Below are 15,424 nucleotides of genomic sequence, written 5' to 3'. Positions count from 1 at the left end.
TGAAGAATGTTTTTTGTTAAGATGATGGTGTAACTATTCATCATAATAGGAGGGTATCAAAATGTATGATGTTCTAATTATCGGTGCAGGTCCTGCAGGTGCAAGTGCTGGACTAATTACGGCAAAGGCTGGGAAGAAAACATTAATACTTGATAATGACAAGAGTGTCACAAAACGCGCATGGGTCGAAAATCATTACGGTGTAGCTGAAATTTCAGGTCCTGATCTCCTTGAGACAGGGAAAAACCAAGCGAAAAAATTTGGCGCAGAAATTATCCAAGAAGATGCAGCAGAACTTCAATCAAACGAGAACGGTTTTACAGTGAAAACAGAAAATGGTGAATACAGTGCAAAGCATGTCATTCTTGCTACTGGGTTTTCAGTAGACCTTGGCGAAAAAGCTGGTGTCCAAACAAAGGACGGTACAGAACCAAGAGTGAAAACAATCTTTGATGTGGATCAGGCAGGCAAAACAAATATTAACGGAATTTGGGCTGCCGGAACATGTGCGGGGGTAAGCGTACATACCATTATTACAGCTGGTGATGGTGCGAAGGTTGCGTTTAATATTGTAAGTGAACTAAATGGTGAACGCTATGTAGATCATGATGTATTAAAATAAAAATAATAAGAGGAGAGGGCTCTGACCCTCTCCTTCGCTGTTTCCCCTGCACTATGTATTTATTTTTATCATAACGAATTTAATCAAACGATTGATCAAACTCTGATTCCTTCCTGAAACCACTGAATTTTCTCTCTCAATTTAACAACTTCTCCAACTAAGACGATCGCCGGGTGCGTTATTTTAGCCTCTTGAACAATGGATTCAATAGTAGCTAAATCTCCTACTACCGTTCTTTGCTCTTCCGTTGTTCCCCATTGAATCACGGCTGCTGGAGTATGTTTAGATCTGCCAAAGTTTATGAGCTGTGTACAAATATGCTTTAAGTTTCCCACTCCCATATAAAAAGCAATCGTATCGCTTCCTTTGGCCAGTGCTTCCCAGTTGATGTTATCCATCCCTTTTTCCTGTCTGCCGTGACCCGTTACAATCGTAAAGGAAGCTGCGTAATCGCGATGTGTCACAGGAATACCTGCATAAGCTGGTGCGGCTATTCCTGCTGTTATACCTGGAACAATTTCATATGGAATATCCGCTTCTGCAAGCACCTCAGCCTCTTCACCGACTCTTCCGAACACACAAGGATCTCCACCCTTCAAACGGGTAACGATTTTTCCTTCTTGCGCTTTAGAGATTAATAATTCATGAATTTCTTCTTGTATTAGCGCGTGTTTTCCCGGTGACTTTCCTACAAAAATTAACTCCGCATCACTTTTCGCGTGTTTTAATAATTCCTTATTAATTAACCGGTCATATGCAATCACATCCGCTTTTTGAATACACTCAAGCCCATAAACCGTAATTAACTTCGGGTCTCCAGGTCCTGCACCTACAAGATAGACGATTCCCTTTTCCATGTCTTTTCCCCTTCTTTTTATAAAATAAACCAATAATTAGCTTTGATCTTCTATTTTCTTTAACCAATTTTCAACCATTTCTGGGCATGAGGCAAAATGAAAATGCGTGTAACCTGCAATTAAATTAAAAAGCATACAGCCTTCCTTTTTCTCCCCTCTCATCCCTTTCGTAATATAGGCATGCGGTACAGAATCATCCTCAGCGTGAAAAGAGGAGTAATGAAACTCATGTCCCCTGGCCTTTGTTCCCTCAGGCAATAAATAATTGCCTTCTCCGCCGGTCACTTCTCGGTATCCAAGGGCGGCTAATGTAGTCTGCATTTTTACTTTTCCCGGCAGTATTCCTGCCATTTCATATATCTCTCCATCGGTCGTTTGGATCGAATCTGTTAGGTACATGAACCCCCCGCATTCTGCCAGCGTTGGAAGGCCCGCTTGAATCGCCTTCTCAATAGAACGTTTAACCTCTTCATTCTTTGATAAAATTTCAGCAAACTCCTCCGGAAATCCGCCTCCTAAATAAAGTCCATGTATGCCATCAGGCAAGCACTCACCATTCAAAGGAGAAAAATAAACGATTTCAGCTCCTTGCGCTTCCAGTATTTCTAAGTTTTCTGGATAATAAAAATTGAAGGCCGCATCCTTAGCAACAGCAATCTTAACGGCTGCCTCTTTCTTTTTTATAAATAGAGAAGAAGGCTCTTCAATACGTAAAGGCTGTGCTTTTGATATTTCTAATAATTGTTCAAGATCGATGGTCTCTTCAATAAGCTCTCCTAATTTATCAAAAAATGAGTCTAGTTCTCCTCTTTCAATAGATGGAATTAACCCTAAATGTCTCTCAGGAATCTCAATATCAGATTCTCTTTTTAAATACCCAATGACAGGTACTTGGCATTCCTGTTCAATCGCAGCTTTGACCAATTTAAAATGACCCTCACTGCCGACACGGTTAGCGATGACCCCCACAATATTAGGTCCGTCAGCAAGGGTTTGAAATCCCTTTACAATCGCAGCAGCACTGCGGGCCATACTTGCACAATTGACTACAAGTATGACGGGGCTTTCCAGGATCATACTAATTTCTGCTGTACTTCCTGCATTACTAAGTGGATTTTTTCCATCATAAAAGCCCATTACACCTTCAATAATCGATATATCCGCATCTCTTTTCCCTAATTGAAAAATCTCTTTAACGGTTTGTTCAGGGAGCATCCAACTGTCTAAATTACGAGAAGGACGTCCTGTAACAGCGGTATGATAGGTAGGGTCAATATAATCAGGACCACACTTAAATCCTTGAACAGTTAATCCTCTTTTTTTCAATGCTGACATTAACCCAATCGTTAAAGTTGTCTTTCCAACTCCGCTGCCGGTTCCAGCAATCACTAGTCTATTTTCTGTCATGTGTAAAGCTCCCCTTCCCACTAGGGTGATTAGATATCAAGCCGACAGATATCGTTACATTGCCAGACTTCTTTTTCACAAGATTCAGCCCTTCTGCACCACTGTAAAGAAGAGCAGCAGGCTCACTCACACCATACGCCCCTGTATACTTAAAAACCGTATCCGATGGCTGCTCAATATGTATACTGTTCAGTTCTTCCGGTGTATACGTAATGAATTCCCAGCCAAACTTCTGAACAGTTTCTAACAAACCTTCTTCGTCTTTCTTAAGGTCAATCGTGCAAAGGGCCTTTACACTCTTAGTTGAAAAATTCAACTCTTGTAATGTGTCCATTATAACAGACTGAATTTCTTCCGGCTTTGTACCTCTATTACAGCCCATGCCAATCACAATCACTTTCGGACGAAATACTACCCCGTTATGTAATATTTCTTGTTCCTTTTGGGACAACAATCGATGGGTAATCACAAGCGCAGCATCAAACTCATGATCTAGAGCTTCTTCTACACTGCCATACAGCGTCATATTTGGAGGCAGAGGGCGATCATAATGCCACCAGTCTTTTTCACCGGACTCTTGAACAATCGCTATTTGTTCTTCATTTACTACAGACGCACTTACAGGTGTTAATTTCTCTGCTGAATCCCAGACCCAGCCGAATTTTTTACCAAATAAATCAACAGGTATTGTTTTTTGCACATCAGAGGCTGTCGTAATAATCGGATTTGCCCCAAGCATTTCAGCCACTTCTATCGTTAACTCATTCGCCCCGCCCAGATGGCCTGACAGCACACTAATGACATTTTCCCCTTTGTCATCAATAACGACAATTCCAGGATCGGTCTTTTTGTCTATTAACAAGGGGGCAATCATTCTAACGACCGCTCCTAATGAAATGATACAAACGATTCCTTTGTATTCTTTGAAAAGACTTGGAAGTAACAAGCGGACACTGCCATCAAACATCCTAATATCGCGCTCGAGTTCGTCCCCTTTTTCAAACTTTTTCATATAATAAAGGTCTGCCCCCTGAAAAGAGCCAAGAAGCTTCCTCGCTATTTCCACTCCATGCTTTGTAATCGCGACAATTGCATATGCCCCATTTGCCCCAACAGAAATTTCCTTTCCCTCTTCAAGAACAAGAGTCATCCTGTCACTCCTTTTCTAAAGCCATGCGTGAACTCCTTATCATATAGCTTCGAACGATAATCCTTTTTATGAATATTCTCATCAAGAGCCCAGCCTGCAAGAATCATCGCCTGTTTCCTCATTCCATTTACCTTCATTTGTTCATCTAGATGCTCCAAAGTCGTCCGCAGAATTTTTTGATCTGGCCATGTCGCTTTATACACAACCGCAACCGGCGTCTCTTTACTCCAGCCTGCATCGAGAAATTCCTTCACTACTTTTTTCGTTAACGTCGCGCTTAAAAATAAAGCCACCGTGCAATGATGTTTCGCCAAATCTCTTAATTTTTCATGTTCCGGTACAGGGGTACGGCCTTCTGCCCTTGTTAAGATTACGGTTTGCGTTAAGTCTGGAATCGTTAACTCAGCTCCTACCGCTGCAGCCGAAGCAAACACCGAACTAACGCCTGGGACTATCTCAACATCTATTGATTTCTCTTTTAAAAGAACCATCTGCTCCATAATCGCACCATAGACAGCAGGATCACCTGTATGAACACGTACGACTTTTTTTCCTTCTCTTACGCGGTTTTCCATAATCTCTACCATTTCTTCTAAATGCATTCCCGCCGTTTTTAACACTTCGCTCCCTGGCTTTGCTTGATCTATTAATTCTTCACTCACAAGAGAATCTGCGTACATGACCACATCTGCTTCTTGTAAAAGTTTCAGTCCTCTGACGGTAATTAAATCGGGAGCTCCTGGACCAGCTCCAATGATATATATTTTCATTATTTTCTCACCACCATTAACGTTAAATATTCAAGCTCTGCATGCTCCAATTCTTCCATGTTCCAGATGACCTCTTCCTGCGAGGTGACTTTTGTGACAACAGATGCTTTATCAAGCAAATCTAGCTCGCGAAGAATAGAAAGCATGATATCCATTACCTTTGCCACCTTTATAAAAATGATACAGTCATTTTCAACGATCGCTTTTTTCATAGTTTCATAGTCATCTCTTGCAGGAATAATCGCCACATGATCGTCTCCTTCGGCAAGCGGAATCCCAAGTCTTGAAGCGGCCCCATTGATTGAAGAAATCCCCGGTACCGTTTTTATTACGGCCTCCGGATGACGTTCTTTCATCAGATTCATCATATGGATGAAGGTGCTGTATAATAAGGGATCCCCCTCTGTGACAAATGCTACATCTTTTCCATCCTTTAATTTCTCCCAGACTACTTCTACCGTGTTTGTCCATTCCCGTTCTAGCGTTGCAGCATCCTTTGTCATTGGGAACACGAGTCCAAGCATTTCCTTTTCTCCTGGATTAACATAGACATCAATAATTTGATGAGCGTAGCTTTTGCTGCCTTTTCGTTTTTTCGGGTAGGCGATCACCGGGGATTCCTTTAATGTCCGAAATGCTTTCACGGTAATCAATTCCGGATCTCCCGGACCTACACCTAGTCCATATAATGTTCCGATCACGATACTTCCTCCTTGCGTTCTGCAGTAATAATATAAACTGGATTCAATCCTTCAAATCTAGTTAAATGAAGGATCGGTTTGCTTCTCGATACTTGAACGAGATTGATAGATACTTCAAAACCTCTATCCTTAAATGCTGTAACAGCCTCCATTAAGTTTTCAATCGTGACCGCATTTAAGACGATTTTGCCTTTCTGTTTTAACCTTCCGCAGCACACATCCAGAATTTTTTCCATTCCCCCGGCAGTTCCGCCGATAAAAACAGCATTTGGATCAGGAAATTCATCTAAAAACTCTGGAGCAAGCCCTTGTTTAACGGTTATATCCGTTCTGAATTTTTTCGTATTCTGATGGAAATTCTCCAAGTCATGTTCATTTTTTTCAATGGCATAGACTGCACCTTCCCGGCAGATTCTCGCTGCCTCAATCGCAACAGATCCCGTACATGTCCCGATATCCCATACAACACTGTCCTTTTGAATAGACATGGAACTTAGACTTAACACCCGCACTTCCTTCTTTGTGATTAACCCCTTATCAGGTTTGCGCTGGAAAAATTCATGATCCTCAATTCCAATCGTCCATTGCGGTGAATCCCCGACTTTCTTAAGAATCACGACATTTAATGGAGAGAAGGTTTGATCAATCATTTGATCTAATTCATACCAGCCAAACCTTTCATCTTCACTGCCTAAGTTTTCAGCTACAAACGCTTTATACTCATGGATGCCGAACTCTTGTAAATAGCGGGCAATTCTTGCTGGTGTATTTTCCTGATCTGTCAGCAGGACGACTTTTTTCTGTCCATCGACCTTCTGTGCCAACCCGGACATACTTCTTCCATGAACACTGATAAATTTAGCATCCTGCCATGACTCCCCCATCTTTGCAAATGCCAATTGGATCGAACTCACATAAGGATAAATCTCAAGGTTCACTTTGGAAGACAAATAGCCCCCTATTCCATAAAAAAGCGGATCACCTGATGCAAGGATTACTACTTTTTTCGTCTCTCTCTCAAGCCGATCTAATAACGACTTTAAGCCGCCCTTAATGGCGACTTTCTCTCCTTGATATTCTGAAAAAAATAACAGCTGGCGTTCACCGCCAATTAATACTTCACTTTGTGCTATCCATTTTTCATAGATAGGCAGCAGACTGTTTCTGCCTTCAGCACCAATTCCTATCATTTTAATATTCGTCGCCATCTTCTATTACCGCCTTTCCTAAAAACAGCCCCTTCAGAGTATACAAGCTGACTTCAATGGTGAGACCACCATTTACCTCCCTCAGGCTTGAACGACAGCAATGTTCACAAAGCTTTTCAAAAAAAGCATCGTATCCATGCTCCAGCATGATATCGCCAACCTGTGAAGCCGTATTAGCACCTCTAACCTGTTCAAGAAGCTCCTCTGGAGCACCAACACTTTCCGCAATCTCTGACAGAAAATTAAAATCAACTGGAGCACTTTTGGAGTGAACCATCATGACCCCTTGAGCTATCTTTGAAAACTTCCCCATCATCCCGACCATTGAGACACGCTTCACACCGAGACGTTTACATTCCTTTAGGGTAAAACCGACAAAGTCACCCATTTCAATAAATGCCTCTTCTGGGAGCTCAGGATATTCTTTTATCCCGTATTTCTCACTTCGGCCCCCTGTCGTGATGACAACATGATCACCACCGTTTGAACGTGCCACTTTAATTCCATATACAATCGAGGCCTTATATGAGGAAGTAGAGAATGGGACCACAATCCCCCTCGTTCCGAGAATGGAGATACCGCCAATAATGCCAAGCCTAGCATTCAATGTCTTCTTCGCAATCTCTTCACCCTTCGGAACTGATATCACTACCTTGACTCCTCTGTTTATCCCGAAGTCATTAAGTACCTCCGCAACGACTTCATGAATCATTTTTCGCGGAACAGGATTGATGGCAGCATTCCCCACTTCAATTGGCAACCCAGGTTTTGTCACTCTGCCAACTCCAATACCACCGTCAAGGGATATTCCTGGTTGATCACACCAACTGACGGTTGCTGTAATTAAAGCACCGTGTGTGGCATCAGGATCATCACCGCCATCCTTAATGGTCCCTGCAGTTGCACAGTTACTCTTAATCTCGCATTCTTCGATTGTAAAACTAGCAAACTTCCCAACTGGCAGGAAAATCGTTGCCTCTGTCTGGACTTCCTTCGTAATCAGAGCGGTCAAGGCTGCTTTGGCTGTAGCTGTTGCACATGCTCCAGTTGTAAAGCCTGACCGCATTTTTTTTAACTCTTCAGGTGTTGGAGTCGGAAGCAATCATAACACCTTCTCTGCCATAATCGTTATGGCATTTAAAGCTGCAACCGTAACCGTGCTTCCGCCTTTCCGTCCAATATTTGTAATAAACGGGACATCCAGCTTGGCCAGCTCTTCTTTTGATTCCGGAGCAGAAACGAAACCCACAGGCAGTCCAATGATAAGCCCAGGCTTAGCTTCACCTTCTTTGATTAAGCGAATTAGCTCTAATAATGCTGTTGGAGCATTGCCAATCGCGTAGATTCCTCCATCTGCTTCCTTTATAGCCTTTCGCATCGAGATGATGGCTCTTGTTGTATTGAGACGCTTAGCTTCTTCCACAACATCCGGGTCTGAGATATAAACTTTGAGGTCTCCGCCATACTTTTCAATTCTTTGCTTGTTCACTCCGCTTTGAATCATTTGCACGTCAGCGACGACACGTTTTCCACTGCGAATTGCCTGGATCCCTGCTTTAATCGCATCCCTGTGGAACAGAAGGCTGCGTCCTAATTCAAAATCTGCTGAAGCGTGAATTACCCGCTGTACAACTGGATATTGTTCTTCTGTAAAGGAATGCTCCCCAATTTCTTCATCAATCATTTCAAAGCTTTTTACTTCAATCATCTGCGGCTGCACAGTAATAGGTTTAAATTCTGTACGAAAATCCATTTATACTTCCTCCTTTATGAATACTGTTTGTTTTAAGTGCGCGATAAGCTCTTTGAAACTTGAAAACTTTGTTCCATAATCAATGTTTGGCCGTTTAATGAGGATCGTCTCGATCCCTAGTTGCTTTGCGGCTTTCAGTTTTTCATCTACCGATCCAACTTTTCCACTTTCTTTTGTAATCATGAGGGTGACACCGTACTGTTTATAAAGCGCTTCATCAAATTCCTTTGTAAAAGGTCCTTGAATCGCAATAATATCCTTCTGCGATATCCCCAATTCTTCACACTTTTCCATGTTATCTTTACGTGGCAGCATTCGGGCAATCATTCTCGTTCCAGGAAGACCTAGCAGCTTTTCAGCAAAGATATGTAGAGTTTTACTTCCTGTTGTCAGCATGATTACGCCTTTTTTTTCCGCAGCCAGCTCTGCTGCTTCCTCATAACTTGAAACGAAAGTGATCGCTTCTCCCTCAAAGCTTTGAGTATCTCTCTCATAGCGAATATATGGTATATTTGTCTGTTTTGCCGCTTCCATTCCATTTTTACTAGCTTCCTCTGCAAAGGGATGAGATGCATCCACTACAGCTTGGATATGATGTTTATTGATCATATCCATCATCTGTTCTGCTGCCAGACGGCCAACATGAACATCCAGCCCCTGCCTTTTCAACTCAATCGAGGCGTTTTCTGTTACAACCGTTGTTAAGATTTCATAGCCTGCTTCCTTGATCTGAACTGCCAGCTCTCTTGCGTCACTAGTACCCGCCAAACATAAAATCATATTTTCTCGGCCTCTTTTTCATGGTCATGGACGTGATCATGGTGATGATGATGACCGTGATCATGATCATCATGATGATGGTGATGATGGTCAATATGCTCCATCGCAGCTATTCGGTACTGGCAAGTGTCACAATTCATTTTTACTTCACCTTGAAGTGCCTCCTGAATTCGATCGATAATAATAGTTTGCAATTTTGGATGAAAGCCGAAGTACTCTGCCAGCTTGAATTCAACCTGAGGGAATTCCCTCCCAAAATTAAAGATCATCTCTTCAAGCCGTTTAATTAGAATTCCTGTAAAAAGGAAATACGGCAAGATAACGACTTTTTTCGCTCCTAGCTTTATGCAGCGTTCTACTGCTTCCTTCACTAGCGGGTCTGTAACACCCATAAAAGCAGGTTCTACGATTTTGTAATTTACTTTTTCCCACAGCAATCTAGTAATCTTGTATAAATCACTATTGGCGTCCGCATCACTGCCGCCTCGGCCTAATAGAATAACAGCAGAATCTTTGTCAGGCTCATTTACAGCTTCTCCTGCTTCTTCAAGGCGATGGACTAGGATTTCAAGAACTTCTTCATGAATTCCTATTGGTCTGCCATATGTAAAGGAAACTTCAGGATAAAGCTCTTTTGCTTCATCTATTGCAGCTGGAATATGAATTTTTGAATGACCTGCCTGAAGCAGCATGATCGGTATCACCACAACATGTGTTGCTCCTTTAGTTACACATGTTTCTATACCTTGTTCCACTGTTGGTGATTCAAATTCAAGAAAACATGTTTCTACCATGAGCGATGCTGGCAGTTGTGGCTTTAGTTTTTTGATAAATTGTCTTACTTGTTCATTTCCTTCCTTATCGCGGCTCCCATGGCCGACTAATAAAACAGCTTTCATGTCCTTTCCCCTACTTTCCATTTAATCTCCGCACGGTGCTGGTTCTAATTCAATGACCGGCGCAATATCGCGATGCTGATATCCTTGCACTTCTCTGACACGTTTGAAATATTTAAAAAACCGTTCATTCGGGTGCCCTTTTTCCTTATACTCTTGAATGATTGTATCAATCACACCTACAATTTCTTCAGGAGGTATCCCTTCAGCTACAGCCTGCGCTGGATGAGCCGTTCTCCCAACCACTTTTCCACCGAGGAACAAATCAAATTTCCCTTTACGATAGACCACTCCAATATCTTCATTTACTGCCCCGTAACACGCCATGCCGCACCCATTAAATCCAAGCCTTAATTCTTTTGGCAATTCGAGACCGCCCAGTTTCTGCTGAATTTCCTCAGCATATGGAATTGGATCACTCTTTTCTCCATCACAGAAATCACAGGCTTTCAATTGAAAGACATCTCCCGTTGGTGATAGCAATAACCCTGTTTCTTGAAGTTTACTGGTAATATCACTTGGGTCCTCTGTTGGAATCCTTAAGATGATTTGATGATGTGGTGTATATTCCATTGTTCCACGTTCACCAACGACTTCAGCAATCGCAAGCATCTGCTTTGGAGTAATTCTTTTATTCGCGACTCCAGGGCTCACTGCTAATTCAAAAATGGACTCCACTTTCTCATGCATAGGATTCATAGGTTGATCGTCTGTACTTTTATTAGGTCCATCAAGCTTGATCAAAGCCTCCATCGCTAGATCCAATGGGCTATCAACGTTTATTGCCTTCTCTACAGTCTGTTCCTCTTTCCCTTCATGCAGCGCCCATGGTTCATTTTCCCTTCTCAATCTTTCATGGGGCTTAAGCCGTTGTTCAGCCGTATCAAGCGTATATTTTCGTTGATACCCTCTAGGAGTGATTAATTTGTTGTCATAAAGAAAGGTCGAGGAGTTTCCAATTACAACCGTTGTCAGCATGCCAATATCATGATCAAGCATTTTTTCTAAGGTTGTAATCACAACATGCTGGCTATCTCTGTATGCACTTTTCACCAAGCCCACTGGCGTATTAGGGGAACGATACTGTAAGAGAATTCTTTGCGCTTCTGTAATTTGTCTCGTTCTTTTTCCGCTTTTCGGATTATAAAGGGCAATGACAAAATCAGCCTGTCCTGCCGCATCTATCCTTTTTTCAATGATTTTCCATGGTGTTAGATGATCACTTAAGCTAATCGTACAAGCGTCATGCATAACAGGAGCACCTAATAGAGATGCGCACGAGTTTATGGCTGAAATACCAGGAATTACTTCCACTTCTACCCCTTTTTCCTCTGTCCATCCTTTTTCAATGAGCACTTCATATATAAGACCTGCCATTCCGTATACGCCGGCGTCACCACTTGAAATTACAGCAACTACTTTTCCTTCTTCAGCGAGGCGGACTGCAGCTTGAGCACGGCTAACCTCTTCTGACATCCCCGTACTAATGACTTCTTGATGGGTCAACAATCCACGAATAAGATCAACATACGTTTTATAGCCAATAATACAGTCGCTTTCCTTAATGGCGTCTTCTGCCCTTTTCGTTATATGTTCAAAACTTCCTGGGCCAAATCCTACTACGAGTAGTTTTCCTTTCAACGATAACTCCTCCCTTTCCAGACGATTTTTAGTAAAACCTTGATGTCATCGATCCTTTACCGTCGATAGCTCTTTAGTAATTGAAATAGTTCCTCTTTCGTTTTCGGATAGTTTTCCCTTCTAAGAGGGCATATTTAAAAACTTATAAATAAAACGGTTCCTAACCTGTTCCTGTTGGATGAGATGTACTCCCCGTTACTGAAGGAATCTTCAATGCCGATAAAACAAAGGCAAATACTCCCGCTAACCCCAGCATCGCTTTTAATTCAGGATTTACTTTTATTTTCCTTTGCAAGGAGCGCATTCCGATTACGATAAACGGGAGAGTTAGACACCACCAAAGGAGCGCCCAGCCAATTGGTAAAAATCCCTCCATAATGTGCATAGCGTGTACATGCTGGAACGAATTGTTCCAGAAAAATACTGTTAAGCTGCTTACCACAGCAAATGATAGCCATAGCGATTTTTTCTTCATGACTGATTACCCTCCAATCTTTACCGGCTTTTCAATCCCCGATATCGACTGTTCGTTCACTTTAATAAACTTTTCAAAATCATATTGATATAGCACCGATTCTTGCAGTTCCATCTCTGGTTTCATACACTTTTGAACAATTTTACGTCCGATCGCTGGGGTGACAGCCTTATACCAAGTTCCCTCTGGATAGACGATCACGACACAAGCATCTTTGCACCTGCCATTGCATCTTGTCCTTGTTGTATGAATCAATCCATCTAAATTCAAATGAGATATTTCATCCCTTATTGCCTGCGTCACTTCTTCCCCGCCTTTTCTCATACAGCTTGATCCATTACAAATTAATACGTGACTGTTCGTACCGTTTAAATTCCATGTCGTCACTTTTCGTCACTCCTTTTATTTTTCCCATTAAAAAAGCACCTCTATAGGAAGAGGTGCCTGGAAAAATGCAAAAACAACATTCTTACACGCATCTCTGCCTATAACCCGTAGACATTGATACTAAAAACTTAAGGCAGGTCTCCTGACTTAGGGTCAACATTTCACTGCGCCTTCCCAAAAAAATCAGTGGCATTAGCAGTGAAACTCTCCTTTACAGTGGCGGGACCGTGACGGATTTTCACCGTGCTTCCCTATTAAGTGCGGTCTTGTAACCACACACCTCAGTTTTACGTTATTTAGTTTTCAATCCAAATAAAAATCCCTTAACTTTTCATAGTTAAGGGAAATTAATATGAGCTAATAAAGATGTATTTTAACAAAAACATACAACCATAAAGTCCATATCATCCTTCCCTCCGAAAAATGAATACTGTCGTCATTTAAAAGCAGGTTTCCTGGCTCATGCCTTATTTTACTCTTGTCCCCTTCCCGGGTTAATCCAGTGGGTGAATGACAATTTCATCAGCATTTACAGTAGCGGGGGCTGCAACGGATTTTCACCGTCTTCCCTATTATCTTAAGCAATGAACTTAAGCACTTTTAAATGATTATTAAATTTTTAAAAATTCTATTTTCTATACTAAACTATTATTTTCCAATGAGCAAGGATATTTTTTAATAGAGTTGTTTCGTACACTTCACAATCAGCTGATTTTTCACTCTATTATCTTGCCTTTTTAACTGCCTTTACTTCGTATTTTCCGCCTTCAGAATCAATGATATATTCTGGTTTTGGCTGACCCAGCTTTGCCTTATGTCCGGCAATATGAGCATCACTTTTTTCCCAGTTTTTCCAGTCCTCTTCAGACTCCCAGCGAGTCAATATTACCACTTCTTCATCACCGCGGCGTACTTTCTTCACCATTACGGTCATATCAATAAATCCTTTTTGTGTTTCAACGATTCCTTCTTTGCTAAAACGTTGAACAACTTTATCGGAATGTCCTTCACTTATCACCATTTTTCTCATTTGCACAAACATCGCTACATCTCCCATCATCATGTATAAAACCATTATAAATGAAAACGATTATCAATTTCAATAGATGGTTTTCATATACAATAAAAGCACTGTTCAGCGAACAACGGGTTCTTTTGAAATACAAAATATGCATTAACATTGCTTTTACGATATTAATTCGCACCAAAATTAAAAAGCAATTTATAGATAAGCACCGGTTAGCGATTTCTAGTTCTTCAAGGATTGCCATAAATAAGCTACTAAAATAAGGGGCGAAATTCCTCTTATTAAGGAATTAGCACGAAAAATAAATTAAATAGAGGGAAAAATTCCGCCTATTTGCTCAAAAAACATGAAAATGGACCATTTTCCTATGCATTAACGGTAAAAAATCCCCTTATATCCCCCGAACAGAGCCCTATTCTATAGGCTAACGGGAAAAACTCCCCTTATTAAGCTAACAGAAGTTACTCAATTAAGGATAAGAAAGAATTTCCTGTTTCATTATCTGCCTCTCAGACATCATCCCCACCCCTGATAGTTAAATATCATTTATTAGCATGCGAATTTTCATGCCGACAAAAAAGGGGGGCGAAATTCAGGGCAATTTACCGTTTATTTTATTAAATCCCATATACATCAACAAAAAAAAGCAGTCTAATTCAGTTGCGAATAGGACTGCTAATAGGTATGCTAATTTAGTTTTTGTATTCGAAATCCGAACCCACTGTTCAAAGAACAATGCTTTCATCTATTAACAGCAGTTACTGTCGTTACCTAATAGTACTAGACCATTAGAAGCTTTACTATAGTCCAGTGTGGAGTTTTCAGCATAAGGTTCAATCATTGGATCAAACGCAACTTTAATTTCATTGATAACTTCCACTTTATCATTTTCTTCCGGCTCATCCAGAGCCAGCCCAATTTGTGGTCCGCCTCAGCCGTAACCTCCAAAATAAACACGAATGCTGTCCATGCCTTTTTCCGCAAGAATTTGCTTCAAAAGATCACGGGCTTCGTTTGTGATAACCATACCATTCAGCCCTTTCTTAATTCAATAAAGAAACTATTTCTCTGTACCCTACTTTATCATGCTCAAGCCATGGAAGAACAGCAATTTGCTTAGCTAACCTTTCCTCAATTTTGACCATCCACTGCTCTTCAGCTCTTGCAAAACGTACAGAACAGACGCCATAAGGCGTCTGCTCTGTGGGCAAATATTCTTAATCATCGTAGCGATCATCGTCGTCATAGCGATCATCATCATCTTCGTCATCTAAATCATCAAAATCCTTTTCAAGAATTGCTCCGTTCCTTGCGTCCATTTCAATCTCTACTTCGTATTTGTCAGTTAATAATTCTAATTCATATTCTATTCTGCCATCATCACGGTCCATTTCAAAGGAATAGACTTTACCATTTACTTCTTTCTCAGCAATGGCGATTGCTTCTTCACGTGAAATGATCTTTTCTTTTGAATCTAATGTTGTTTCCTTAGCTAGAACTCCCTTAGAATCCTTCACACCAGCTGTACTTTTGCTATTTACGTTATCATCATCTATGCTGCCTGTGTTTACAACTGACAAACCTAAATTAGCTGCTCCAGCTGCTACCGCTCCGCCGAACACTAAAACTGCCAATAAAGCTCCAAAAATCAATTTCTTCTTCATTTTGTTTTCCTCCTATATCCTATTTATGATGTCTTACAAATACAATATAGTCTTTCAAAATGAGAACACTCAGAGCGTAACATTAG

Annotated in this window: 16 protein-coding genes, 1 pseudogene and 2 riboswitches; of the genes and pseudogenes, 1 reads left to right on the top strand and 16 read right to left on the bottom strand. The window is 41.2% G+C overall.

Annotated features, from left to right (window positions below; all coding sequences use genetic code 11):
* The first annotated feature begins 61 nt into the window (after nt 1-61).
* Nucleotides 62-622 carry an FAD-dependent oxidoreductase gene (locus tag CZ487_RS01625; protein WP_077210559.1) on the top strand — a complete coding sequence of 187 codons (561 nt, stop codon included), beginning with the start codon at nt 62-64 and terminating at the stop codon, nt 620-622.
* 95 nt (nt 623-717) lie between these two features.
* On the opposite strand, the gene cobA is transcribed toward CZ487_RS01625, so the two are convergent.
* The 16 genes and pseudogenes from cobA to CZ487_RS01545 all read right to left on the bottom strand — a co-directional run bounded on the left by cobA (nt 718) and on the right by CZ487_RS01545 (nt 15,338).
* Nucleotides 718-1,479, bottom strand: a complete 762-nt coding sequence (gene cobA, locus CZ487_RS01620; RefSeq protein ID WP_077210558.1) for a uroporphyrinogen-III C-methyltransferase — start codon at nt 1,477-1,479, stop codon at nt 718-720.
* 36 nt (nt 1,480-1,515) lie between these two features.
* Nucleotides 1,516-2,886, bottom strand: coding sequence for a cobyrinic acid a,c-diamide synthase CobB (locus CZ487_RS01615; protein ID WP_077210557.1), 1,371 nt, complete (start codon nt 2,884-2,886; stop codon nt 1,516-1,518).
* Nucleotides 2,873-4,036, bottom strand: a complete 1,164-nt coding sequence (locus tag CZ487_RS01610) for a cobalt-precorrin 5A hydrolase (RefSeq protein WP_077210556.1) — start codon at nt 4,034-4,036, stop codon at nt 2,873-2,875. Before CZ487_RS01610 ends, CZ487_RS01615 begins: the two co-directional genes overlap by 14 nt.
* Nucleotides 4,033-4,806 carry a precorrin-4 C(11)-methyltransferase gene (cobM, locus tag CZ487_RS01605; RefSeq protein WP_077210555.1) on the bottom strand — a complete coding sequence of 258 codons (774 nt, stop codon included), beginning with the start codon at nt 4,804-4,806 and terminating at the stop codon, nt 4,033-4,035. The genes CZ487_RS01610 and cobM overlap by 4 nt, the downstream gene beginning before the upstream one ends.
* On the bottom strand, nt 4,806-5,507 hold the full coding sequence (cobI, locus tag CZ487_RS01600; RefSeq protein WP_077210554.1) for a precorrin-2 C(20)-methyltransferase: 702 nt from the start codon (nt 5,505-5,507) through the stop codon (nt 4,806-4,808). Before cobI ends, cobM begins: the two co-directional genes overlap by 1 nt.
* Nucleotides 5,504-6,715, bottom strand: a complete 1,212-nt coding sequence (locus tag CZ487_RS01595) for a bifunctional cobalt-precorrin-7 (C(5))-methyltransferase/cobalt-precorrin-6B (C(15))-methyltransferase (RefSeq protein ID WP_077210553.1) — start codon at nt 6,713-6,715, stop codon at nt 5,504-5,506. Before CZ487_RS01595 ends, cobI begins: the two co-directional genes overlap by 4 nt.
* Entirely contained in the window at nt 6,699-7,817 is a 1,119-nt protein-coding gene (locus CZ487_RS01590; RefSeq protein ID WP_272914181.1) for a cobalt-precorrin-5B (C(1))-methyltransferase, read from the bottom strand. Before CZ487_RS01590 ends, CZ487_RS01595 begins: the two co-directional genes overlap by 17 nt.
* Nucleotides 7,818-8,468, bottom strand: a complete 651-nt coding sequence (locus tag CZ487_RS01585) for a precorrin-8X methylmutase (protein WP_077210552.1) — start codon at nt 8,466-8,468, stop codon at nt 7,818-7,820.
* The gene (gene cobK / locus CZ487_RS01580) at nt 8,469-9,248 is read right to left on the bottom strand and encodes a precorrin-6A reductase (RefSeq protein ID WP_077210551.1); all 780 of its coding nucleotides are present in this window, start codon (nt 9,246-9,248) and stop codon (nt 8,469-8,471) included.
* Nucleotides 9,245-10,147, bottom strand: coding sequence for a sirohydrochlorin chelatase (locus CZ487_RS01575; protein ID WP_077210550.1), 903 nt, complete (start codon nt 10,145-10,147; stop codon nt 9,245-9,247). Before CZ487_RS01575 ends, cobK begins: the two co-directional genes overlap by 4 nt.
* 21 nt (nt 10,148-10,168) lie before the next feature.
* Nucleotides 10,169-11,785: a precorrin-3B C(17)-methyltransferase gene (gene cobJ / locus CZ487_RS01570; RefSeq protein ID WP_077210549.1), complete on the bottom strand. Its 1,617-nt coding sequence runs from the start codon at nt 11,783-11,785 to the stop codon at nt 10,169-10,171.
* Nucleotides 11,786-11,948: 163 nt separating this feature from the next.
* A pseudogene (locus CZ487_RS01565) lies at nt 11,949-12,260 on the bottom strand (energy-coupling factor ABC transporter permease); the annotation flags it as partial.
* Nucleotides 12,261-12,266: 6 nt separating this feature from the next.
* Nucleotides 12,267-12,647: a (2Fe-2S) ferredoxin domain-containing protein gene (locus tag CZ487_RS01560; protein WP_077210547.1), complete on the bottom strand. Its 381-nt coding sequence runs from the start codon at nt 12,645-12,647 to the stop codon at nt 12,267-12,269.
* A 115-nt stretch (nt 12,648-12,762) separates the two neighbouring features.
* A riboswitch (cobalamin riboswitch) is annotated at nt 12,763-12,946 on the bottom strand.
* Nucleotides 12,947-13,075: 129 nt separating this feature from the next.
* A riboswitch (cobalamin riboswitch) is annotated at nt 13,076-13,264 on the bottom strand.
* A gap of 107 nt (nt 13,265-13,371) precedes the next feature.
* On the bottom strand, nt 13,372-13,689 hold the full coding sequence (locus tag CZ487_RS01555) for an antibiotic biosynthesis monooxygenase (protein WP_077210546.1): 318 nt from the start codon (nt 13,687-13,689) through the stop codon (nt 13,372-13,374).
* Nucleotides 13,690-14,717: 1,028 nt separating this feature from the next.
* Nucleotides 14,718-14,885 (bottom strand): hypothetical protein, encoded by a 168-nt coding sequence (locus CZ487_RS26465; protein WP_154676002.1) that lies wholly within the window; start codon nt 14,883-14,885, stop codon nt 14,718-14,720.
* A gap of 6 nt (nt 14,886-14,891) precedes the next feature.
* Complete coding sequence (locus tag CZ487_RS01545; RefSeq protein WP_084783104.1) at nt 14,892-15,338, bottom strand: PepSY domain-containing protein; 447 nt, start codon at nt 15,336-15,338, stop codon at nt 14,892-14,894.
* Nucleotides 15,339-15,424 lie beyond the last annotated feature (86 nt).

It is taken from the genome of Robertmurraya dakarensis, assembly GCF_900156875.1.
Classification (GTDB): Bacteria; Bacillota; Bacilli; order Bacillales; family Cytobacillaceae; genus Robertmurraya; species Robertmurraya dakarensis.
This window is presented reverse-complemented; position numbering and strand designations above follow the sequence as displayed.